The following is a 22,901-nucleotide window of genomic DNA, read 5'->3' on the forward strand; positions in this document are numbered from 1 at the left end:
TGCCGGGTTATCAATAATTTCGTGGGACCTGGCTACGTCCCTTTTCTGCTGTAGGAAGAAGGTGCTACAAACAATGCGCACAGAAAACGCTTCCCTGAAGGTTGGCTCCATGAAGAGTTCCTCGAACGTCCTTCGCCGAGGCGCATTGCCCGGCGTGGCTGCTGCAGTTGCTGTTGTGTTCGCAGCATACGCGATCCCCGGCGCCATGAAGGTATCGGCTCAGCAGGATCCTGCGGCAGCGCGGCAGCGGCGCGGTGCTCCGGCTGCGGGCGGATCACAAAATGCGACCGGTGGAGCAGCGGTTGGCCCGGGCGAGGGAGCGCAGGCGGTTGCGGCTGATCCTGAACATGGACAGGCTCCAGCAGGGCCTGCGGCTCGCGGTGGCCTGGTGGCTTATCCCGATCGTCCGAAGGCACCGGCAGCGGTAATTGAGCGCGGCAAGGCGACGTACAGCGTCAACTGCGCGTTCTGCCATGGATCGGATGCGGGTGGTGGATCGGTGGGACCGAACCTGCTGCGCAGCGAAGTGGTGCTGCAGGACAAGAACGGCGAGTTGATCATGCCGATTGTGCATGGCGCGCGCGTTGAAAAAGGCATGCCGAAGATCGACATCAATGACGGCCAGGTAAGTGACATCGCCGCGTGGCTGCATAGCCTGAAGGTCAGCAGCCGTTCGTTAGTGGCAGAGAAGATCAACATCGTGGTGGGTAACTCGAACGAGGGCAAGGCGGCGTTTGATCGTACGTGCGGCTCGTGCCATTCGGTGACGGGTGATCTCAAAGGATTTGCGGCGAAGTACACGGACCCGCGCGCGATGCAGCAGGCGTGGATCATGCCAGGTGGCGCGGGTGGGCGTGGCTTTGGTCCCGCCAGCGGACCTGCAGTCACGCTGAATGTTCCGCCTGTGACGGCGACAGTTACGCAGGCGAATGGTCAGAAGGTGACCGGCAAGCTGGATGCTATCGACGAATTCTATGTTGCTGTAACTACGGACGGTGGCGACACGCATCGGTGGACGCGTAACAACGGCCTACCGAAGGTCGAGATCCACGATCCGCTGGCTGCGCACCGTGAGTTGCTGCGCAAGTACAACGACAAGGATATTCACGACATTACGGCGTACCTGGTTTCGCTGAAATAAGAGGATGACGATGCGTACAGCAGTAAAGCTTGGAGTTGCATGGGCACTGGCCGCGGGCCTGATGGCCCTTCCGCCGGCCGCACGAGCACAGTCGCTGGATCCTGCGGACATTCTTCATCCGAAGGCGGATAGCTGGCCGACGTATTCCGGTGATTACAGCAGCGACCGGTATAGCAAGTTGACCGACATCAACACGACCAACGTCAAGGGAATGTCACTGGCGTGGGCGCAGAGGCTGACTGGTGGCTCGGGTGCGCCGGCTGGTGGCGGCGGCTTTGGACCACCACCACCTTCCGTGAAGACGACAGTGGGCGGCGTGGGCACAATTGAAGCGCCGATGGGCCAGATCAAGGGCACCATGATCATGGTGGATGGCGTGATGTATGTCACCACTCCCGATAATGTCTGGGCGCTGGATGCTCGGGACGGGCACGAGTTATGGCACTACCTGTGGAAGACGCGCGGCGGCACGCACATTGGCAACCGCGGCGTGGGCATGTGGAAGGACCGCATCTTTTTCGAGACGCCGGATGATTTCTTAGTCGCGGTGGAAGCGAAGACCGGTAAGGAGATCTGGCACAAAGAGATTGCGAGCTTCGATCTGCAGTACTTCTCGACCGTTGCGCCGATTGTGATCGGCAACCATGTGATTGTGGGTACGGGTGACGATCTGGATGAGCCGGGTCTTCTCCAGTCGTTCGATCCTATGACGGGCGAGCTGCAGTGGAAGTACTATCCTGTGCCGATGAAGGAAGGCGATCCGGGATTGGATACGTGGAAGAACCTGGATGCAGCGTCGCATGGCGGCGGCAATATCTGGGTGCCGGGTGCGTATGACCCGGAGACACACCTGTATATCTTCGGCACGGGAAATCCGACGGCGGCTTATACGTCCATGAACCGGGGGCCTGGCGCGAATCTGTATACGTGCTCGCTGGTTGCGCTGGATGTTGAGACCGGCAAGATGAAGTGGTACTACCAAACCTCGCCGCACGACACGCACGACTTTGATTCCGCGCAGACGCCTACGCTGGTGGATGGCACGTGGAACGGCAAGCCACGCAAGCTGGTACTTACGGCTGCGCGTAATGGTTACTTCTTTGTGATCGATCGGCTGACCGGTGAGCACTTACTGACGAGCAAGCTGGTGGATTCGCCGAATTGGGCGGAGGAGAAGCTGGACAAGGATGGTCATCCGGTTCGCGTTCCTGCGAAGGACTACGATCTGGGCGGAGCGTTGGTGTCGCCTGCAAATGGTGGCATTGTGAACTGGCCGCCGCCCGCTTACAGTCCGCAGACTGGACTGTTCTATGCGCATGCGCAGGAGAGCTATGCCATGTACTATCTGTCGACCACGGACCCTCGTGGCGCGATGGGCCTAGGCGGTAAGGATGAGCTGAGTGTGGGATCGCTGGGCAGCTATCTGGTTGCGATGGATTACCACACGGGCAAGCCGGCGTGGAAGATTCGGTATCCAGGCGTGACGGGCGGTGGCGGCATGAATGGACTGCTGACGACGGCGGGTCATTTGCTGTTTGCGAATGATGCGCGTGGGAACCTGATTGCGCATGACGCTGCGACGGGTAAGGCACTTTGGCATGCACACATCAATCCGACGAATGCTCCGGAGAGCTACATGCTGGACGGTCAGCAGTATGTCGTGGTGGGTGCGGGCGACACGATGTATGCCTTCACGCTGCAGAAGTAGTTACGCGTTAAGTCAGTGGGCCGGGCGAGCGATCGTCCGGCCCTTCGTCTTTCATGACTGCCGCTTCAACAGATTCACCACCTCGCAACAAAGGGAAGGCATGCTGGTTGGTATGAACGCACGAATCGCTCTTTCTGCTGCCGGCGTTGCCGCAGCGCTGCTGCTTTCCGCACCACTCAAGGGCCAGGCTGGCGCATCTACACCCAGTGTGACGACTACAGTGGATACGCCGAACCCGTGGATGCAGCTGATGACGAAGGCGGCTGCGCATGCGAAGGATCATGGTGCGGCAACGCCGCTGTTGAGTCCCGTGGATCGCAGCGTTGTGCGCATGAAGAACACGGCTGCCGATGCGCCGCTGGTGCCGGTAGCGGAGTTGCAGGCCAAGGGAATTCGCGTGGTGCCGTGGACGACGAATGATCCGGAGGCAATGCGCGCGGTTATTCGGACGGGCGTGGATGGGCTGATCAGCGATCGGCCGGATCTGCTGCAGAAGGTGCTGGCCGACGAGCGTGCGGCGCGGCCCGATGATGCGAAGTTGAAGACGTTCGTCGTCAGTGCGCACCGAGGTGGACGCGGTCTGCGGCCCGAGAATACACTGCCGTCGTTTGAGAGCGGCCTGGATCAACTGGCGACCGAACTGGAGACGGATACGGGCGTTTCAACGGATCATGTTTCAGTAATCTGGCACGATCAGTTCTTCAATCCGCAGGCGTGCCGCAAGGCCGATGGTAGCGAGTACACGATGGCGAATCGTGTGTACCTTCGTGATCTTTCGTCGAAGGATGCGCAGAAGATGTTTGTCTGCGACAAGGTGCACTTTGGTGCGGACCAGAAGAATGATGCTGCGCTTTCGCCGGTGACGGTGGCATTTTCTGCGAAGGAGGGCCGGCCGAATATCTACTCGCCGACTTATGTCGCGGAGCTGTTCCGATTTGTGCGCTTCTATGTGGAGTATTACTCAGTAGGCCCGGGCAAGGGAACGCCGCAGGCCGAGGAACGTGCTGCCAATGCGCGCACGGTGCGCTTCAACATCGAGACAAAGGTTTTGCCGGATCGCCTGCCGCAGGCTGTTGCGGGTGCGCAGGATCCAAACGTGCCGGCGGAGCTTTATAAGAACCAGACGTTGCCGCCACAGGCGTTTGTCGACGCGCTGACCGGTGTCATCCTGAAGGAACATATGGAAGGCCGCGCTGCGATTCAGAGCTTCGACTTTCGCACGCTGCAACTGATCGAGGAGCAGCATCCGAAGATACAGACGTTCTATCTGACGGATAACTCCAAGTTACTGTCGAGCGACTTTGTGCCCGCGACATTGCGCTTGCCCTAGGTGCAGGACGACGTGCGTTTTGCTTTGACGGTCAAGCGGTCGCACGGCTAGAGTGTTGGGGCCATGCGAACAGGTCCGAAGTATCTTCTGAAACTCTTTCTACTGTGTGCTTCTGCGCTGCCGATGGTGGCGCAGGAGACTCGGCCTGCCATTACTGGTGTGGCGTTTGCACGTTTCTATGCCGCTGATGCTGCGGCGTCGCAGCACTTCTATGGGGATCTGCTGGGTTTGAATCGACTCAGTTCCGGGAAGGACTCGATCTATCCCGTGAATGATCTGCAGTGGATTGAGGTCGCGCCTCTGCCGGATGCGGCGATGAAGTCGCGCATGGAGGCGGTGGGCTTTACGACGCGCAGTGCCGCCGGGCTGGAGCGTTATCTGAAGGCCAAGGGCGTTGCGATTGAGAAGCCGTTGCATGGGGGTATGTTTGCCGTGCGCGATCCGGAGGGGAACCTGGTCTGGTTTGTGCAGACGAGTGCGAAGAAGATGGTTGCGCACATGAAGCCGTCGCCTCGGGCGGTATCGCAGCGGCTGATTCATGTCGGGTACGTGGTGAGGGATGAGGCGAAGGAGAACACCTTCTACCAAGACATCCTGGGGTTTCGGCCATACTGGCATGGTGGCCGCAACAATGCGCGTAGCTGGGTAAGTCAGCAGGTTCCGGATGGTACGGACTGGATCGAATTCATGCTGAACATACCGGCGGATGCTTCGTTGAAGTCGGTTGGCGTGAACGATCATGTTGCTCTCGGCACCGCTGACATGGCGCAGGTAGAAGCGGCGATGAAGGCTAATGGCTGTGCTGGGGCCGAGTGCGGCAAGTCGCAGTTTGGGGCGGACGGCAAGGTGCAGATGAATCTGTACGACCCGGACCTTAGTCGCGTGGAGATGATGGAGTTTACTCCGCGTGGGACTACTTGCTGCTCGCCGATTCTTGGAAAGCCACCTACGGCGATTGAAGAGCGATAAGCGGAGTAACAGCCCTTTCATCGTATTGTTGCGGGCTGTTTATGGCGGTCGCTTAGGTTTGGCTTCATGCGAACCAAAGGTCTTACATCCATCTTCCTGGCGGCAGTGTGCCTGAGTGCACCGCTGGCCCTTACGGCGCAGTACGAGAACGGCAGCGTCGTGGGTACCGCGCGGGACAGCAGTGGCGCCGCCATTGCAGATGCAACGGTCACGGTCACCAATCGGGCTACAGGCGTGGCGAGCACGCGACAGAGCGACGACCAGGGCAACTTTGAAGTGCCGGCGTTGCGTGTGGGGCAGTACGACGTCAAGGTTGAGAAGCAGGGTTTTGCGCCTGCGACGGCGACGAACATCACCGTACTGGTTGCGGGTCGGCAGCGCGTAGACATGACGCTGTCGGTGGGTTCTGAGAACACGACGGTCGAAGTCAGCGATATGGCCCTGGGTGTGGAGACGGATACGAGCCAGCGTGGCGAGACCGTGACGCAGCACCAGACGGTAAGCCTGCCGCTGGTTAGCCGTAACTTCAGCGACCTGGTTGGCCTGGCTCCGGGTGTGCGTGCGACGGCGAATGGTGTGCAGACCACCAGCAACACCGGCCTGGTCCGCGAGGGTTCGTTCAATGTGAACGGCCAGCGGTCGATGTTTAATAACTATCTGCTGGACGGCATGGATAACAATGCCTATGGCGAGAGTAACCAGGGTTTCAGCAACGAGATCATTCCGACGATCCCTGACTCGGTCGCAGCCTTCCAGGTTGTTACGAACAATCCCAGTGCAGAGTATGGTCGCGGCGCAGGTGCCACGATCAACGTGGCTTCGGCGCAGGGTACGAATACGTTCCATGGCCGTGTGTATGAGTTCATTCGTAACACCAATCTGAATGCGATCGGCTTCTTCAACCCTCCGGGTGGCAAGAAGCCGCAGTTCAATCGCAACCAATTTGGTGGCAATGTTGGCGGACGCATTGTGCGCGATCATGCCTTCTTCTTCCTGGACTATGAGGGGCTTCGCCAGGTGCGTAAGCAGGTTACGAGCGCCACGCTGCCCACGCCGAACCAGCTTGCGGGGCGCTTCTCCAAGACCGTGTATGACCCCTATACCGGAACGGCTTATGCGGCGGGCACGTCGATCTTTGCATCGCCGAATGTGTCGCCTATTGCGCGGCAGATTGCGGGATTCATCACGCAGCTTGGACCCGGGACGGCTGCTGCTTCGAACTTCACGACACTGCAGCGCTCCACGAATAAAGGCGACAAGGGCGATCTGAGGCTGGATTGGACGTTTAATCCTCGTAACTCCATGTTTGTGCGCGCGTCCCAGTTGAAGACCAACGCGATCGACTACCCGATCTTTGGTCTCCCGCTGGATGGCGCTTCCAATGGTTATCAACGCATTCTGGATCAGCAGCTTGCTGTTGGGTATACGCGCGTGATCGGTGCGAACCAGTTGCTGGATGTGCGTGTCGGCATCTCGAAGACAAAGGCTGGTAAGTTCTCCACTTCGATCGGTACGAATCCTGGCTTTACCTTTGCGGGACTGCCGACGGATCCGGCCGTTGCCGGCGGTATCCCTGGTATCGGCATCACGGGCTTCAGTTCGCTTGGGCGGCAGACGACCAATCCGCAGTTCCAGAACCCGGCGATCTTCAATCCGAAGGTGAACTACTCGCTGATTCGCGGCAAGCACTCACTGAAGTTCGGCTATGAATTCCAGAAGGTCTGGATGGATGTGCAGGACACGAACCCGCTCTATGGTGGTTACACCTTTGGCGGCGGCTTCTCGCGCCAGTATGTTGGCGGCAAGACGACGGAGACGGCGACCAGCGATAACTATGTCGCCGACTTCCTCTTTGGATCGTCGAGCATCTACTCGCTCTCAAGTTACTTTGTTGCAAAGCTGCGGACCGTTGCCAACTTTGGTTATGTGCAGGATGACTGGAAGGTGACGCCACAACTGACGGTGAACGTCGGTCTGCGTTACGAGTATGTTTCGCCTTACAGCGACGAAAAGAACCGCCTGACGAACTTTGATCCGACGTCTCCGGGTGCTACGACCGGCTCGATCAGTTCCTTTGTCCCGGCTGGTGACGGTAACAAGTACGGCTTCAGCCCGGACAAGAATAACTTTGGACCGCGGGTTGGCTTTGCTTACTCGCCGGATGGTAAGACCAGCGTTCGTGGTGCCTTCGGCATCAGCTTTGCACACTATGATCGTGCGGGCAGCGGCAACGTTCTTGCGATCAACCCTCCGAATGCGCTGTTCACCAATGCTTCGCAGGTGGCACCGCAGGCCGGTGGCAGTGCGGCCAGCTATGTGAAGTTTGACGCGGGCTTCCCATCCAACACGTTGACCTTCAACCCCGTTACGGCGAACCCGAGCTACATCGACGGCAAGCGTTATCGCGACAGCTATGTCGAGAGCTATTACCTAAGTGTGCAGCGCCAGCTGGCGAAGAACACCCTGCTGGATATCGCTTACGTTGGCAACCACGGCGTAAAGCTGCTGCAGCTTGCGAACTTCAACCAGAAGGATCCGAGCAACAACTTCGCTCGTCCGTTGCCGGCGTTCGGCGATATCACGTATCCGATCCGTGAGGCTTACTCGCACTACGATTCGCTGCAGGTGAAGTATGAGCAGCAGATGGTGGCCGGGCTGACGCTGTTGAACAGCTTTACATACGGCCATGCGCTGGACAATGCGGGCGCGTCGCTTGAGAGCGCGACGCCTGCACCGCAGGATATCCGCAACCTGCGCGGCGACTACGGCAACAGCGATTACAACCAGCCGCTCTACAACACGACGAGCCTGGTGTATGACCTGCCCTTTGGCCGCGGCAAGCGCTTCCTGAACACGGGCGGGATAGTGAATGCGGTACTGGGTCAGTGGCAGGTGTCGGCGATCAACTCGGCAGCGAGCGGCTTCCAGTTCAACATCACGGATACACCGGTGGCTGCGATCCAGGTTACGGCGAGCAGTGTGCCGAGCTATCGCGGCGGCAATATCTATCGCCCCAACCGTGTCGGCACCAACCCGCTGTACACCATGGACAAGAAGCGCTCGACGGGAACCGCTCTGCAGTACCTGAATGTGGGAGCTTACACGCCGACCAGCGGATCGCCGCTCTCGATCTCCACGACGAATCCGTTCGGCAGCCTGGCACGCAATGCAGGCCGCAGCCCCGCGATCAACTACCTAAACATGGCGTTCAACAAGCGCTTCAACACACCGATCGAACGCTTGAACATGGAGTTCCGCGGTGAGCTTTACAACATCCTGAACCACACCAACTTCTCAACAGCAGGTGGCGTGGCCGGCAGCGGCACGACAGTGACGGGTGGCACGATCACGTCGACGCTGGATCCGCGTATTGTGCAGTTTGGTCTGAAGCTGATTTTCTAACTGCAGTTATGTAGTCAATTAAGAGGGGCGCGGCGATGATTGCCGCGCCCCTCTTTTTAGTTCGCTTTGCTCATGGAATAAGGAGGCCGTTGCGGATGCAGGGACCAGGTTGCCTGATCTTTCGAACTCATCACGAAGCGGAGCTCGCCGCCTCGCATCAACTCTTCGTGCGTGATGAAGGTACGGTCGAGCGGTTTGCCATCCAGCGTGACGGACTGCACGAAGGCGTTCGTGTCACTGAGTTTGTCGGCGACGATCGTGAGCACTTTCCCGTTGGGTAAGTGCAGGACGGAACGATCGACGAAGGGGCGACCGAGCACGTATTCGTTCGATCCCGGTGCGACCGGATAGAAGCCGAGCGAGGTGAAGACGAACCATGCAGACATCTGTCCCAGGTCGTCGTTGCCGACGAGGCCGTCCGTCGTGGGTTTGTATTGCGTATCGACGATCTGCTTAAGGCGCGCCTGTGTGCGCCATGGTTCTGCGGCGTACATGTAAAGGTAGGGCAGGTGGTGGCTGGGCTCGTTACCGTGAATGTATTGGCCGATCATGCCTGAGATGTCTTCCACGTCGGCATACTTTGCAGGATCGACTTTCTGATCGAACATGTCATCGAGCTTTGCGACTAACTTCGTGGGACCGCCGAGCACGTTGATGAGCCCCTGCTCGTCCTGCGGCTGATACCAGGAGTATTGCCAGGCATTGCCCTCGGTGAAGCCACTGTTTGCGCCCGCCCTGGTTGGGTCGAAGGGCTTGCGGTACTCGCCGTTTGCCAAACGCGGTTCGACGAAGCCGTCGGCGGTGTTGAAGTTATTCCGCCAGTAAGCGGCGCGTTTGTTGAAGGTGGAGGCGATTTCGTTGCGATGCATCGCGCCTGCGGTGCGTGCGATGGTCCAGTCGTCGAAGGCATATTCGACTGTCTTCGATGCGGCCTCACCGTCGTTGTCGACGGGGACGTAGCCGAGCTTCATGTAACTGCCCAGGTTGCCGTATGGCGCGTAGTTTGCACTTGCCACCATGGCGTTGAGCGCGGCCTTCTCATCGAAACCCTTGATGCCCTTGAGGTAGGCGTCGGCGATGATGGGCACTGCGTGATAGCCGATCATGCACCATGTTTCGATGCCCTGGAATTGCCACACGGGCAGGATGCCGAAGGGGCTCTGCTGCTGCGATGCGATGAGCGAGTTTACGAGGTCGCTGGTGCGCGCTTCTGGTTGCAGCAGCGTCATGAGCGGCTGCTCGGCTCGGTAGGTATCCCATAGCGAGAGGCTGCTGACATAGTGGAAGCCGTTTGCCTTGTGGACCTGATTGTCCGGGCCGCGATAGCTGCCATCGACATCCATGCTGAGCGATGGGGCGAGCAGGGAGTGATACATGGCGGTGTAGAGACTCTTGCGCATGGGCTCTGGCGCGGTGATGTCCGCAGCGCTAAGGGCTTTCTCCCACTCTGCGACGGCGGCAGTGTGGGTAGATTCGAAGTCGAAGGCGGGTACCTCTGCGTCCATGTTGGCGATGGCGCTGTCTTCGCTGACCGAGGAGAGAGCGACCTTCACGAGTAGAGGGGCGCGTGAGGATGCGAAGTCGAAGACGCCGATGAGTCCGCGGCCTTCGATGCTCTGAGTATCCTGCGGTGTGTTGCCGGGTGTCTTGAAGCCTTTGTACTCCACCGGTGTGGATTCGTGGTCGTAGAGTTCATGCGAAGACATTGGCTTGGAGAAGCGGATAGCAAAGTATTCCTGCCGCCCTGGCGCCCATCCACGTGTCTCTCGCATGCCGGTAACGGTGCCGTCGGTACGAACGCGAACGCGCGACCAGAGGACTTTGCCGGTGTAGTTATAGATCGACGAACGTAAGTCGAGTAAGACGTGTTGCGACTTACCAGCCGGGTAAGTGTAGCGATGGACACCGACGCGTGCGGTTGCTGTAAGTTCCGCACGGATGCCGTAGTCCTCGAGTGTGACGGCGTAGTAGCCGGGTGAGGCTTTTTCAGTGTCGTGTGAGAACTTCGAGCGATAGCCGGAGTTGGGTACGTCGATCTCGCCTGGTTCGAGACGCACATCGCCGCTGATGGGCTGCAGCAGGACGTCGCCAAGATCGCTGTGCCCCGCGCCGGAGAAGTGTGTGTGCGAGAAGCCGAGGATGGTCGTGTCCTCATAGCGGTAACCCGCTGCCCACTTATAGCTTTGTTTGAAGGGCCGGATCTGTGTGTCGGGCGATAACTGCACCATACCGAAAGGTACTGTCGCGCCTGGAAAAGTATGTCCCTCGGGGCCTGTCCCGATGAATGGATCGACTGCGGCGACGGGGGATTGAGCGACTGCAACCTGTGCGATGGGTGCTGCAGATAGGGCGCAAGCCGCCAGAACGAAACGACATAGCCATACACGACGAGAGGAGATCGGGATGTTCATCGCCTTCAGGGTAACGCTGCGTTTCGGATACGTCATCCTGCGTGTTTGCTACTTATGACGAAACTCCGTGTTTAAGCAGTCATAGTGGATGCGTTGGCATCACACACGAGGGAGAAGACACATGCACACAGGAAAGACACTGCACCGTTTCGCATCCTTCACGCTGGCCGCCTCCATGCTGGGTTCTGTGGCTGTTGCTCAGCCGGGACGTGACCGTGACCGCGACGGCATCCCGAATCGCTACGATTCCCAGCCCAATCGGCCCAACGGACGCGGTGACCGCGACCGCGATGGTATTCCGAACCGGGTTGACCGAAATCCGAACCGCCCGAACTGGAACTTCGACCAGAACAACCGCGGCCAGTTCGCGCAGCACTATCGCACAGACGCCATGCGCTGGCGCAACAACAGCCGCCGCCCCAACTTCACGCCGGGATACGTGATTCCTCGGAACTATGCGATCCGGACGGTGCCGCGTGCGTATTGGAACGGCATGGCCGCACCGCCACCGGGCTACCAGTATGGCTACTATGGCGGTTACGTAGTGGCTTATAACCCGACGACGCGCATCATTGCCGACGTGCTGGATATCGTCTCCGGCATCTCAAACCGGTAGTCAACTGCACTTCCAAAAAGGGCCGCCGGTTATCCGGCGGCCCTTTCTGTTTGTCGACTCCGAGTGGAAGTTAGGCAGCCGATGCGACGGTCACTGCGAACAACTGATCTTCGTCGGTCCACTGATGCGCGGCCTGGAAGCCGGACTGTGTGAATAGGTTGCGGATGGCATCCTTCGTGAACTTGTAACTGTTCTCGGTGTGGATGGTTTCGCCCGCGTCGAACTGGAACGATGTGCGGAGCGCGCCGACACGTACCGTCTGCTCCTTCGTGCTTTGCAGATGCATTTCCATGCGTGACTGCTCGGCGTTCCAGATGGCCTGGTGAGTGAAGGATGCCAGGTCAAAGTTGGCACGGAGATCGCGGTTGATGCGCCGCAGTACGTTGAGGTTGAAGGCTGCGGTGACGCCGTCGTGGTCGTTGTAGGCGGAGATGAGTGTGGCTGCATCCTTCACAAGGTCAGTGCCCAGTAGAAGGGTGTCGCCGGGCCGCATCTGCGCGCGCAGATTCTGCAGGATGGCGACGGCCTCGTGCGGTGCGAAGTTGCCGATGCTGCTGCCGATATAGAGCGCCAGTGTTGGGCCGTCGTGGGGCGGGATGCTGAGTTCGTCGGTGACGTAGTTGGCTACCTGCGGCTGCACGACGACTCCCGTCAGAGCGCGCGCGATGGAGGCGCATGCGTCTTCCATCGCGGTCTCGGAGACGTCGATGGGCAGGTACTCTGTCTCGTCCTGCAGGCGGACTGCTGCGGCGAGCAAGATGCCGGTTTTTGTCGCGGATCCTGCGCCTAGTTCGAGCAGTCGCAGCCTGCCTTTGCCGGTACCGCCGGCTGTGGCGTAGGCGTCGATGGCCGCGGCGATGATGCCGTCGGCATAGCCGGTGAAGATGGCGCGCTCGGTGCGGGTCAGGTAGTACTCGGGCAGGTGGGTGATGCGCTCGAAGAGGCGCGATCCCTGCGCGTCATAGAAGAGCCAGGCGGGCAGCCATTTGGGCGTGGCGGACAGACCCTCCTGCACGGGCTGTGCGACGGCTTCGTTGACGGGGGATGCAAGGGAGGCTTCTGTGATTTCAGAGGTTGCGATAGATGTGCTCACTGGTCCGATCCGTTCAATGCTGTGGCTTGGTCTGCGAAGGTGCGGGCCAGCCGGATGCCGGAGATCTGCCAGCGCGTAGCCGGAGAGAAGAAGTTTCGATAGGCCGCGCGGATGTGGCTGGCGGGCGTGAGTGCGGAGCCGCCGCGAAGGATGATCTGGCTGCTCATGAATTTGCCGTTGTACTCGCCGAGTGCGCCGGGCAGGGGGGCGTAGCCGGGATAGCCGGTGTACGCGGAGGAGGTCCATTCCCAGCAGCCGCCCAGCATCTGGGTCAGATCGCGTGAGGTGGATGCGGTGGGATGCAGCGCATCGTCTTCGAGGAGGATGCCGTTGTCCGTGGGCGAGGAGGCTGCGGCGTACTCCCACTCGGCTTCCGTGGGCAGGCGGCAGCCGCGCCAGCGTGCGAAGGCGTCGGCTTCAAAGAGGCTTACGTGGCAGACGGGCGTGTGCAGCATGTCACTCAAGGGGCGCCATCCGCCCAGGGTGAAGATGCGCCAGCCACTTGCTTCAGCAGGCGAGCGCTGCCAGTAGAGCGGTGCGTCCCAGCGTTCCGATTCGACGGTGTCCCAGCCCTCGCTGAGCCACAACTCAGCGCGCTGGTAGCCGTTGTCGTTCATGAAGTCGAGGTACTCGGCGCAGGTGACGGTGCGGTTTTCGAGCGCGTAGGGCTGCAGGTAGACGGTGTGCCGGGGCGTCTCGTTGTCGAAGGAAAAGTCGAGCGGGTCGGCTGCGTCGAGAGGATAGCCGATCTGCTGCAGTCCGCCTTCGAACTCGACCCACTGTGCGGGCTGGGGAAGGCGTGTGGGCAGGGAAGCATTCTCGCGATAGACGGGGTGCAGCGGGTTCGTGAAGAACGCGTGCTTGATGTCGGTCAGCAGCAGTTCGAGGTGCTGCTGCTCATGCTGGATGCCGAGCACGATGCGGCGCAGGGCGTCTTCGGGAACGTCCTGGCCCTGCAGCAACTGGTCGACGTGATGGTCGACATGCGCGCGGAAGGCGAGGATCTGGTCCAGCGACGGGCGGGAGAAAGAGGCACGCAGCTTCTTCTCCGGGATCTCGTTCCCGAGGGACTTGTAGTAGCTGTTGAAGAGCCAGTGGAAGTCTGGATGGAAGGGGCGGTAGCCGGGCAGGAAGGGGGTCAGGACGAAGGTTTCGAAGAACCAGCTGGTATGGGCCTGGTGCCACTTGGTGGGACTGGCCTCGGCGCAGGATTGGACCATCTGGTCTTCTGCGGAGAGGGGCGCACAACAGTGCGAGGTTGCGGCGCGGGCTGCTCGATAACGGACAAGCAGCGCGCTCGCCAGAGAATTGGCGCTGCCGGCGGCGGGACTTACGGCGGGGCTGAGGGCCATGGTTGCCATGCTGGAGCCTTTCACGCGCTGGGCCCCTGCATGTGCCGGGGCGAATGAGTTTTGGTTTTGCCGTTTGCGGCACGCAGGGCCATTGGATGCGCTCCGGGGCTGAATTGGACCGCCTGGCCTTGCTGCTAATCGCCGGGAGGATGAGAGTGCCCGGCGGGACACGTCTGCTGCCGTGAGAAAAAGCATACGGCGAGAACCGGGCGTCGTCACTCGGAAACGGTGCCGCACTTCCATGGGAGCAAAAGCGAACCTGCGGCGATTCTTTGAATGGAGCTTTCGCCGTCGCACGCGGACGCATATACTGCGGGCAATCCATCTTTTTCCGTGGCGCGTGGCGCAGGTTGGCCGCACTGCCGAAAATGCGGAGATGGAGCCGAGTGAGGTGCGTCTTCCCTACGGCGAGTTGGGCGGTTGCCGAATCCGGCGCGGTCGCGGCAGGACAGAGACCCTCCTGCGTCCCGGATTTGCGTCATTCACTCTTTTCGACTTTTCAGGGATTCGCAAACGGTCTTACGGCGCTTCTGGCTCCGGGGAGCTGCCGCCTGTGTCACACCACTTTGCTGCGGGCCGTGGATATTCCGGTTTGCGATCGCTGCACGGATTTGTTTTGTGCCAACCCTCTTCAGAACGCCTGCAAACTTTGTTGTGAACCGTTCGGGTTTGAGTCTGCGTTGGCGGCGGACCTGTCGCGGATGCCTGCTGAACTTTGCGGCGCTTGCAGGACGAAGCCGCCGAACTTTGAACGAGCTGTGGCGTTTGGGCTGTATGACGATCTGCGGCCGGCCATCCACCTGATGAAGTTTGAGGGAGTTCCTTCGCTGGCTCGGCCTTTGGGGCGGCTGCTGGCGGATGCGGTACTGACGCTGCGCGGCGAAGCGCCGGACGCGATGACGGTGATTCCGGTACCGCTGTTTCGCGGGAAGCGCAGCTACAACCAGAGTGCGCTGCTGGCCGAGAGCGCCTTGAAGCGCGTACGTGCGGAGGCTCCGGCGTGGCGGTTGCGGCTTGTGCAGAGGGTCCTGGTTCGTGCACGCAAGACGGATAGCCAATTCCTGCTTTCGCCCACGCAGCGTCGCGAGAATGTTCGTGGTGCCTTTGCGGTGCGTGGTGATGTCATCGGGCAGAACATTCTGCTGGTCGACGACGTCTACACCACAGGAGCGACCGTTGCGGAGTGTACGCGCGTGCTTCTGAAGGCAGGTGCACAGAGTGTTCGCGTGGCCACGCTGGCCCGGGCCGGCCGCGACATCGCGGTTCGTTGGCAACCGCCCCGGGAGGTTGCAGCGCGTGCCGACCCCGCACAGACGCAGCAACTTTATATCGAGCTGCGCAGTTAGTCGCTTCGATGAAGTCCCGCGACACCGAAACAGCAAGGCCGAACAGAACGAGATCGAAACACCCCGTCAGGAGCCGTGATCGATGCATTCCGCCAAAGCTCGCAAACAGAAGTCCCTCGTGAAATGCCACGCGCAGACGCCGCCCAGTGAAGATCACCGGCCCAGGCGCGGGGCTACACCGCTGCAGACGCCGGTGCTGGTCCTGAACGCGTCGTATGAACCAATCAATATCTGCGGTGCTCGGCGTGCGCTGGTGCTGGTGCTCAAGGGCGTTGCACGTACCGAGGAAGAGCATGGCAACACTCTGCACGCGGCGCGTGTGCGGATGCCGATGCCGTCGGTGATTCGACTGCTGGAGTATCGACGGATCCCGCACCAGACGCGTGCCCTGTCGCGTAAGAACATCCTTTTGCGGGATCGCAACACGTGCCAATACTGCGGCTGCATCCTGACCACGGGCGACCTGACGCTGGACCACGTGCTGCCACGGTCACGCGGGGGCCTATCCACATGGGAGAATCTGGTGGCATGCTGCCACGACTGCAATCGCAGGAAGGGCAATCAACTGTTGCATGAGTTGCAGGACATGCGACTGGCGCGCGAGCCGCGGCCTTTCTCGTTGCACACATCGCGGCACATCATGCGGATGCTGGGATCGGGGGATGCCACCTGGCGAAAGTATCTGTACTTTGAAGCCTAAGTGCCTAATAGAAGGTAATCCATATGGACTCGGCCCTCGTAGTTATGAGAGAGGGGCGAGATGGGCTGTCTGGAAAGAGAACAATCCCACATTTTCCGCATTGACGACCGCTATGTGGTCGATAAGATGGACAGCGCCTCCCAAATCGTGGTGATGATGTGTGGAATCGCCCAGCCGCATCCCTGGTTCGTTGGAGCGAGCGGTTATTTCCCGAGAAATCGGAGTGTTAGGCCTCTCGCACCCCTGTTCTGCACAGCGTCCCGATGACTTCAGTAATCGTCCCTGTTGTACGGGTTTGTATACCCTTTTGTGTTGTAGACCCAACTCCGAAAAGCACTTAGTGTAAGTCCTGCCTGGCACATTCCAGCGCTAAGTTTCCCGGAGGAATCTCTTACTATGAAGAAGCTCGTAATTACTTCTGTTGCCCTTTTCGCGCTGGTTGGTTCCATTACCGCACAGGCCCAGGTGCGCAAGCCCAAGCCGCAGGGCGGCAACGCTCCTGTACCGGTTTGCCCCGCCAACGATCCGAACGGCTGCGGTATCTATCAGTAAGATTCTGTAACTCACCCAAGTGTGGGTTTCCGACCTCAAGTGCAGAGAGGGCCGTGCTCCGAGAGGAGACGGCCCTTTTTGGTTGATTGCCGGATGCTACGTGCTTGAGTATCCTCCGTTCAGGAGAGTTCGCCCGGCTAGTGTCAACCTTTCACTTCATACTGAGCCTCAGCTGGCTGGAGATCGCGCTGGGACTGGTCGTGCTGACGCTCCTAATCCGGGAGAAGGCTGTCAGCACGTTCTGGCCGGTCCTCGTCCTTTCCCTTTGGCAAATCCCTCCTACGTTCACTCTTTTTCTTCTGCAGCGCTACCGCTATTTCACTGCACAGCATGCCTATGCCATCTACTACTTCTTGTACTGGATCCTGTTTGCGCTCGAAGCCGCGGCCGCAATTGCTTTGACGTACACCATCCTGCATAACGCCATGCGGCCCTTGAAGGGCTTGCAAAGCCTGGGACGTGTCGTCTATCTCTGGGCGGCGGCCATTTCCGTTGTGATTGCCCTGCAGGGTGGGTTCCAGCCAAACAAAGACGTCTACAAACTCGTTCAGTTTCTTGTTCTTCAGCTGCAGAGGGCGAGTGGCATCATCACGGTAAGTCTCGTGTTGTTTGTCGGCGTCGCGATCCGGCCGATGGGACTGTCCCTTCGTAGCCGCATCTTTGGCACAGGGATAGGCCTGTTTGTGCTTTCGCTGATCAATACCCTGCAATCGAACTACTTCATGGAGCAGAAGACGCTGTATGGTAGGTACGGCGTAATTCACACTGTGACCAACTGTGTGGTGGAGCTGATCTGGATCTACTACTTCGCCGTCCCTGAGCCGCAACGTAAGTTCATCCTGCTGCCGACCACGTCGCCCTTCCACCGTTGGAACCAGATCTCTGAGCTGCTGGGTCAGGATCCTGGCTATGTTGCGATCGGCGGCATCCCGCCTGAGGCGTTTGCTGCGGCCGAGATTGAGGTCTTCCATCGCGCGTCTGCCAAGATGAATGCGCTGGGCGAAGCGAACGAGCCGCCAAAGCCGGAGCGGCTGGAGAAGTAGCGCCGCCTTTCTTGGTGGGCTTGGGACGGCAATGTAGCGCTGCTTCCGTTGTGCTTTTGTGCACAGACCCATGTCTTAAAATTGAGTCGCAGGTCACCCGTGCCGCCGACACGGAGATGCGCACCCAGCATTCCGAGACGCAGAAAGGGCCACCCATTGCGGGTGGCCCTTTCGGTTTGCTGCGGTGCGAGAGTTACTCGCGTTCGCTGCGCTTCCAGTTCAGCAGGTCGCCCAGCGTGGTGCTGGAGGACGAGCTCGAGGAGGAGGACTGGTTGGAAGGCGTCTTGTAGCTTTCCACCTCTTCACGGCTGGCTTCTTCACCAACACCGCGGAGGCTGAGACCGACCTTCTTCTCTTCGGGGCTCATCTTCACGATCTTGAACTCGTGCTCAGAACCCACTTCCAGTGCAGCCTGCTTGCCGGTCTGATCCACAGCCTCAGAGACGTGGCAGAGACCTTCAACACCCTCAGCAATTTCGACGAAGGCGCCGAACTGCGCGGTGCGCAGAACCTTACCCTTGACGACGTCGCCCACACGGTGCTGCGCGAAGAAGGTATCCCAGACATCGGGCTCCAGCTGCTTGACGCCAAGCGACAGGCGACGATTCTCCGGCTCAACGCCGAGGACGACAGCCTTGACCTTCTCGCCCTTCTTCAGGACCTCCGAAGGATGCTTGATGCGCTTGGTCCAGCTCAGGTTCGAGACGTGGACGAGTCCGTCGATGCCGTCTTCAATCTCGATGAATGCACCGAAGTCGGTCAGGTTGCGGACGCGGCCTTCGACCGTTGCGCCGATGGGGTACTTGTTCTCGAGCTGCTCCCACGGATTGTCCTGCAGCTGCTTCATGCCAAGCGAGATGCGGCGATCGTTCGGGTTGACTGCGAGGATGATGGTGTCGACCTCGTCGCCGGGCTTGACCATCTTCGACGGGTGCTTCATCCGCTTGGACCAGGTCATCTCCGAGACGTGAACCAGGCCTTCGATGCCCTGTTCCAGCTCGACGAATGCGCCGTAGTCGGTGACGGAGAGAACGCGGCCCTTGACCTGCGCACCGATGGGGTAGCGCTCGATCGCGTCCAGCCACGGATCAGGCGTCAACTGCTTGAATCCGAGCGAGACGCGGTGCTTATCCTTGTCGAACTTCAGAACCTTGACTTGGATCTCATCGCCAACCTGCACGAGATCGCGCGGGTGGGTCAGACGGCCCCAGCTCATGTCGGTGATGTGCAGCAGGCCGTCCAGGCCGCCGAGCTCAACGAATGCGCCGTAGTCGGTCAGGTTCTTGACGACGCCGGTCAGGACAGCGCCCTCTTCCAGGGTCTCAAGGGTTACGGACTTGCGTGCGTTCTGCTCTTCCTCAAGGATTTCCTTGCGGGAGATGACGACGTTGCCGCGCTTCTTGTTCAGCTTGATGACGCGAACGTCGAGCTGGGTGCCCAGGTACGTGTCCAGGTTGCGGACGGGACGGATCTCGACCTGCGAGCCGGGGAGGAATGCCTTGACGCCGATATCGACGGTCAGGCCGCCCTTAACGCGCGACAGAACGGTGCCGGTGACGGGCGTCTTGTCTGCGGCAGCCTTCTCGAGCTGGTCCCACAGGCGATGACGCTGCGCCTTTTCGTACGAAACCAGGTAGCCGCCTTCGTGATCCTCACGCTCGACAACCACTTCCACGGCATCGCCCACGGCGAGCTTCGGCTCACCCGTGTGATCGAGGACCTGTTCCTTCGGGATCAGACCTTCGCTCTTCAGACCGATGTCGACCACCACGTACTTGTCGGTGATCTTCACGACGGTACCGGTGATGACCTTGTCCTCTTCCATCGCGGCAGAGGCAGCAGCCTTGTCTTCAGCCTGTTCGCGATCGAAGTTCTCGAGCGCTGCGGCAAAGTCGGCGGCATCGTAGTCGATGTCATCGGGGCCATCGGCTGCGGCGGAAAGGGTCTCGGGCGCGGGCGTGACGAGATGGTTGGCGCCCACAACGGGGTTAGCCACCACATCGGTCACAGGGCCGTTGGCCTCGTGGAGGGTGTTGGCCTCTTCGAGGCGATCAGGGTTGGTGGTGGAGGTTTCGGTCGGCATGGTTTCCAGTTCGGTGCTCAGGGATGTGCTCTCAGTTAGCGGGATTTAGCGATGTCTTGGGTCGCTAGCATTTTGTGCATGGGACCCGGGGTTGGCGGGCCTTAGCTTTTGACGCCTTGACGTTCCCAGGGGATTCAGAAGGCCCACTTCCGGCGACGCAACGGTTTCGACGTGAAGACGTGCGGCTTGGGCAGCCACAGACGAAACACAGATGCGAAATGTCAGGAGTAGCCCGCGCAATCTCAAAGGCGCCAGAGCTCTTCTAAAGTATAGGACTGCAAATGGGTAAGGTCAACGAAGGCTGCGGAAGGGCTTTACGCGCCATCTGCTGCCAAGGCGCTTCGCGTGATCATGCGAATCACCAGGCAGAGCAAGGCCCGGGCCGCTGGTAATCGGCGCGCTCCGGGTTCTCTCCTAACTGTTGTTCCGTTCGCAATCCAACGCTCGCCAGCCGATGTCGCGCCGGTATTGCATGCCCTGGAAGCTGATGGCGGCGAGCGCGTCGTAGGCTTTGCCCGCGGCGCGACGCAGGTTTTCAGCCTGTGCCGTGATGCCCAGCACGCGGCCGCCGGCCGTGACGGTCTCGCCTGCTTCATCGGTAGCTGTGCCGGAGTGAAAGATCTCGACACCGGCAGAAGTGTTGTCATCCAGTCCGTGGATCACGACACCCTTCTGTGCGCTGGCGGGGTATCCGGCGCTTGCGAGGATGACGCACATGCTGGCGCCGGGCTTCATCTTTACCGAGATTTCATCGGCGGTGCCGTCGATCGAGGCGTTGACCAGGTCCAGCAGGTCCGTCTCCATGCGCAGGAGGATCGCCTGCGTCTCTGGATCGCCCCAGCGCGTGTTGAACTCCAGCACCTTTGGCGCGAAGCCTCCGATGAAGCTTTCGCCGGTGAGGCCTGCCGCGGGCGTCATCATGATGCCGCAGAAGAGGATGCCCTTGAAGGGGATGCCTTCAGCGCGCATGCCGTCGACGGTGGGCTGGGCGACGTGCTTCAACAGCCACGCGCGGAGGTCGTCGGGCAGCAGGGCATCGGTGGAATAGGCCCCCATGCCGCCGGTGTTGGGACCGGTGTCGCCCTCGCCGATGCGTTTGTGATCCTGCGCGGCGGCGATGGCGACGGCGTGCGTGCCGTCGCACAGGGCGAAGAAGGAGAGCTCGTCGCCCTCGAGAAACTCTTCAATGACGACCGAACCGTTCATCGGCAGCAAATCGAGGACGGCGGCCGCAGCTTCAGCATGGTCGCCCGCGATGACGACGCCCTTGCCCGCGGCGAGGCCGTCGGCCTTGACGACGATGGGTACGGAAAACTGCTGCAGGGCGTCATGCGCTTCGTCCAGCGTGTGCACGGTGCGGTAGCGCGCCGTGGGGATGTTGTGGCGCTGCAGAAAGTCCTTGGTGAAGGCCTTGCTGCTCTCGAGCTGCGCGGCGGCCTGTGTCGGGCCGAAGGTGCGGATGCCGCGCTCCTGGAGTGCGTCGACGATGCCGGCGGCCAGCGGCACTTCCGGGCCGACGACGACGAGCCGTGGCTGCGTCTGTTCGACGACGCGCAGCATGTCGGCCACATCGTCCTGCAGGACGGGAATACAGGTCGCAATGGCGGCAATGCCTGCATTGCCCGGCGCGCAAACGACGTCCGTTACGCGTGCCGACTGCCGCAGAGCCCAGCACAATGCGTGCTCACGCCCGCCGCCACCAATTACCAGAACCTTCAATGCATCCCTCCAACACACGTGCAGCGCAAGGTACCTACCGCAGTTCGTGCCTGTCTCCGGTTATATCGCAGACTGCGACTGCACTATACTGATTTAGGTGAGCCTAAAAGTCGACAACGCGGTTGCAGAGACCAAGCCACGCATCACATTGCGCGAGCTTTCCGCGTACTTTGGACCGGCGTTTGTCGCCTCCGTTGCGTACATCGATCCGGGTAACTTCGCCAGCAATATTGTGGGCGGCGCGCGGTACGGCTACACGTTGCTATGGGTGTTGCTGTGGTCGAACGTAATGGCCATGCTGGTGCAATACCTGTCGGCAAAGCTGGGGATTGCGACGGGGCGCACGCTGCCGCAGTCGTGCCGCGAACACTTCTCGCGCCCCATGGTGTGGCTGCTGTGGGTGGGGGCTGAGGTCAGTGCTATCGCGACCGACCTGGCAGAGTTTTTGGGGGCGGCGCTTGGCTTCTACCTGCTGGTGGGACCGTACTTCCTGGCGCATGGGATGAACCGAACGTCCGTGATGCTGCTGGCTGCGCTTGCCACCACGGTCTTTGTGTTCCTGCTGCTTGCCTTGAATCAGAGCGGCTTCCGTCACTTTGAAGGCATCATCATTGCGCTGGTCAGTGCCATCGGCTTCTGCTACGCCATTGAGATCTTCCTTGTGCATCCTGACTGGACGCGTGCCGCGCACGGCGTGCTGGTGCCGCACCTGAATCACGAGACGCTGTACATTGCAGTAGCCATGCTGGGTGCGACGGTGATGCCGCATGTCATCTATCTGCACTCATCACTGATGCAGCCGCGCATGACCAGCTTCATCGAACGCGGCGTCAGCAGCAACCTTGCGAAGGCGGAAGCGTCCTCGCAGTTGCGCAACTTCCGGCATCGCTATCTGAAGTTTGAGCTGATCGACATCATCGTTGCCATGAACGGTGCGTGGCTCATCAACAGCGCCATGCTGATCATGGCTGCGGCCGCGCTTGCTGGCGTGCCAGAGGCTACGATCAGCAAGCTGGAAGGTGCGCACGAGACGCTGGGCCCTCTGCTGGGATCGCTTGCTCAGGTGGCGTTTGCTGTCGCACTGCTGTGCAGCGGCCTGTCGTCCTCGACGATTGGTGTGCTGGCTGGTCAGGTGGTCATCGAAGGCTTCCTGGAAGTGAAGTTCCCGATCTATCTGCGCCGACTGATCACCGTGATCCCTGCGATCATCGTCATCGCGATGGGGCTGGATGAGTTAAAAGTGTTGCTGCTGTCGCAGGCGGTGCTGTCGTTCGGTATCCCGTTTGCGCTGGTACCGCTGCTGATCCTTACGGGGCGCAAGAGTGTCATGCGGGAGTTCCGCAACAACCGGTTCACGGCGTCGGCAGGATGGGTTGTGGCTTCGCTCATCATTGGGCTGAACTGTGTTTTGCTGTGGCAGATGTTTGGTGGCTGAG

Annotated in this window: 16 protein-coding genes; 11 read left to right on the plus strand and 5 right to left on the minus strand. The window is 60.2% G+C overall.

Annotated features, from left to right (window positions below; genetic code table 11):
- Nucleotides 1-73 precede the first annotated feature (73 nt).
- The 5 genes from TERRO_RS01580 (at nucleotide 74) to TERRO_RS01600 (ending at nucleotide 8,550) form a co-directional block, all read left to right on the plus strand.
- Complete coding sequence (locus tag TERRO_RS01580; RefSeq protein ID WP_014784241.1) at nucleotides 74-1,141, plus strand: c-type cytochrome; 1,068 nt, start codon at nucleotides 74-76, stop codon at nucleotides 1,139-1,141.
- Nucleotides 1,142-1,151: 10 nt separating this feature from the next.
- A complete protein-coding gene (locus TERRO_RS01585; RefSeq protein WP_014784242.1) occupies nucleotides 1,152-2,849 on the plus strand; it encodes an acido-empty-quinoprotein group A in 1,698 nt (565 codons plus the stop codon).
- Between the two features lie 112 nt (nucleotides 2,850-2,961).
- A complete protein-coding gene (locus TERRO_RS01590; RefSeq protein WP_157178220.1) occupies nucleotides 2,962-4,179 on the plus strand; it encodes a glycerophosphodiester phosphodiesterase family protein in 1,218 nt (405 codons plus the stop codon).
- Nucleotides 4,180-4,242: 63 nt separating this feature from the next.
- Nucleotides 4,243-5,148: a VOC family protein gene (locus TERRO_RS01595; protein ID WP_014784244.1), complete on the plus strand. Its 906-nt coding sequence runs from the start codon at nucleotides 4,243-4,245 to the stop codon at nucleotides 5,146-5,148.
- A 66-nt stretch (nucleotides 5,149-5,214) separates the two neighbouring features.
- The gene (locus TERRO_RS01600; protein ID WP_014784245.1) at nucleotides 5,215-8,550 is read left to right on the plus strand and encodes a TonB-dependent receptor; all 3,336 of its coding nucleotides are present in this window, start codon (nucleotides 5,215-5,217) and stop codon (nucleotides 8,548-8,550) included.
- A 56-nt stretch (nucleotides 8,551-8,606) separates the two neighbouring features.
- Here the strand turns inward: TERRO_RS01600 and TERRO_RS01605 are convergent, their stop codons facing one another.
- Nucleotides 8,607-10,961: a GH92 family glycosyl hydrolase gene (locus tag TERRO_RS01605; RefSeq protein ID WP_081490704.1), complete on the minus strand. Its 2,355-nt coding sequence runs from the start codon at nucleotides 10,959-10,961 to the stop codon at nucleotides 8,607-8,609.
- Between the two features lie 121 nt (nucleotides 10,962-11,082).
- Here TERRO_RS01605 and TERRO_RS01610 point away from each other — a divergent pair, with 121 nt between their 5' ends.
- Nucleotides 11,083-11,577 (plus strand): hypothetical protein, encoded by a 495-nt coding sequence (locus tag TERRO_RS01610; RefSeq protein ID WP_014784247.1) that lies wholly within the window; start codon nucleotides 11,083-11,085, stop codon nucleotides 11,575-11,577.
- A gap of 70 nt (nucleotides 11,578-11,647) precedes the next feature.
- On the opposite strand, the gene egtD is transcribed toward TERRO_RS01610, so the two are convergent.
- A complete protein-coding gene (egtD, locus tag TERRO_RS01615; protein ID WP_014784248.1) occupies nucleotides 11,648-12,670 on the minus strand; it encodes an L-histidine N(alpha)-methyltransferase in 1,023 nt (340 codons plus the stop codon).
- Nucleotides 12,667-14,031, minus strand: coding sequence for an ergothioneine biosynthesis protein EgtB (gene egtB / locus TERRO_RS01620; protein WP_014784249.1), 1,365 nt, complete (start codon nucleotides 14,029-14,031; stop codon nucleotides 12,667-12,669). Before egtB ends, egtD begins: the two co-directional genes overlap by 4 nt.
- 692 nt (nucleotides 14,032-14,723) lie before the next feature.
- Between egtB and TERRO_RS01625 the strand changes: the two genes are divergently transcribed.
- The 4 genes from TERRO_RS01625 (at nucleotide 14,724) to TERRO_RS01635 (ending at nucleotide 17,663) form a co-directional block, all read left to right on the plus strand.
- Nucleotides 14,724-15,368 (plus strand): ComF family protein, encoded by a 645-nt coding sequence (locus TERRO_RS01625; protein ID WP_157178221.1) that lies wholly within the window; start codon nucleotides 14,724-14,726, stop codon nucleotides 15,366-15,368.
- A gap of 82 nt (nucleotides 15,369-15,450) precedes the next feature.
- Nucleotides 15,451-16,068, plus strand: coding sequence for an HNH endonuclease (locus TERRO_RS01630; RefSeq protein WP_014784251.1), 618 nt, complete (start codon nucleotides 15,451-15,453; stop codon nucleotides 16,066-16,068).
- Nucleotides 16,069-16,464: 396 nt separating this feature from the next.
- Nucleotides 16,465-16,620, plus strand: coding sequence for a hypothetical protein (locus TERRO_RS23010; protein ID WP_014784253.1), 156 nt, complete (start codon nucleotides 16,465-16,467; stop codon nucleotides 16,618-16,620).
- A 140-nt stretch (nucleotides 16,621-16,760) separates the two neighbouring features.
- Nucleotides 16,761-17,663 (plus strand): hypothetical protein, encoded by a 903-nt coding sequence (locus TERRO_RS01635; RefSeq protein ID WP_014784254.1) that lies wholly within the window; start codon nucleotides 16,761-16,763, stop codon nucleotides 17,661-17,663.
- Nucleotides 17,664-17,856: 193 nt separating this feature from the next.
- On the opposite strand, the gene TERRO_RS01640 is transcribed toward TERRO_RS01635, so the two are convergent.
- Nucleotides 17,857-19,746 (minus strand): 30S ribosomal protein S1, encoded by a 1,890-nt coding sequence (locus TERRO_RS01640; protein WP_014784256.1) that lies wholly within the window; start codon nucleotides 19,744-19,746, stop codon nucleotides 17,857-17,859.
- Nucleotides 19,747-20,160: 414 nt separating this feature from the next.
- Entirely contained in the window at nucleotides 20,161-21,465 is a 1,305-nt protein-coding gene (gene purD, locus TERRO_RS01645) for a phosphoribosylamine--glycine ligase (protein ID WP_014784257.1), read from the minus strand.
- A gap of 97 nt (nucleotides 21,466-21,562) precedes the next feature.
- On the opposite strand from purD, the gene TERRO_RS01650 reads away from it, so the two are divergent.
- Nucleotides 21,563-22,900 carry an Nramp family divalent metal transporter gene (locus TERRO_RS01650; RefSeq protein WP_014784258.1) on the plus strand — a complete coding sequence of 446 codons (1,338 nt, stop codon included), beginning with the start codon at nucleotides 21,563-21,565 and terminating at the stop codon, nucleotides 22,898-22,900.
- Nucleotide 22,901: the final 1 nt, after the last annotated feature.

This window comes from Terriglobus roseus DSM 18391, assembly GCF_000265425.1.
Lineage (GTDB): Bacteria > Acidobacteriota > Terriglobia > Terriglobales > Acidobacteriaceae > Terriglobus > Terriglobus roseus.

Excerpts from the sequence above, each read along its gene's own strand:
- TERRO_RS01580 (WP_014784241.1), top strand. The coding sequence starts at position 74 with ATGCGCACAGAAAACGCTTCCCTGAAGGTTGGCTCCATGAAGAGTTCC.
- TERRO_RS01585 (WP_014784242.1), top strand. The coding sequence starts at position 1,152 with ATGCGTACAGCAGTAAAGCTTGGAGTTGCATGGGCACTGGCCGCGGGC.
- TERRO_RS01590 (WP_157178220.1), top strand. The coding sequence starts at position 2,962 with ATGAACGCACGAATCGCTCTTTCTGCTGCCGGCGTTGCCGCAGCGCTG.
- TERRO_RS01595 (WP_014784244.1), top strand. The coding sequence starts at position 4,243 with ATGCGAACAGGTCCGAAGTATCTTCTGAAACTCTTTCTACTGTGTGCT.
- TERRO_RS01600 (WP_014784245.1), top strand. The coding sequence starts at position 5,215 with ATGCGAACCAAAGGTCTTACATCCATCTTCCTGGCGGCAGTGTGCCTG.
- TERRO_RS01605 (WP_081490704.1), bottom strand. The coding sequence starts at position 10,961 with ATGAACATCCCGATCTCCTCTCGTCGTGTATGGCTATGTCGTTTCGTT.
- TERRO_RS01610 (WP_014784247.1), top strand. The coding sequence starts at position 11,083 with ATGCACACAGGAAAGACACTGCACCGTTTCGCATCCTTCACGCTGGCC.
- egtB (WP_014784249.1), bottom strand. The coding sequence starts at position 14,031 with ATGGCAACCATGGCCCTCAGCCCCGCCGTAAGTCCCGCCGCCGGCAGC.
- TERRO_RS01625 (WP_157178221.1), top strand. The coding sequence starts at position 14,724 with ATGCCTGCTGAACTTTGCGGCGCTTGCAGGACGAAGCCGCCGAACTTT.
- TERRO_RS01630 (WP_014784251.1), top strand. The coding sequence starts at position 15,451 with ATGCATTCCGCCAAAGCTCGCAAACAGAAGTCCCTCGTGAAATGCCAC.
- TERRO_RS23010 (WP_014784253.1), top strand. The coding sequence starts at position 16,465 with ATGAAGAAGCTCGTAATTACTTCTGTTGCCCTTTTCGCGCTGGTTGGT.
- TERRO_RS01640 (WP_014784256.1), bottom strand. The coding sequence starts at position 19,746 with ATGCCGACCGAAACCTCCACCACCAACCCTGATCGCCTCGAAGAGGCC.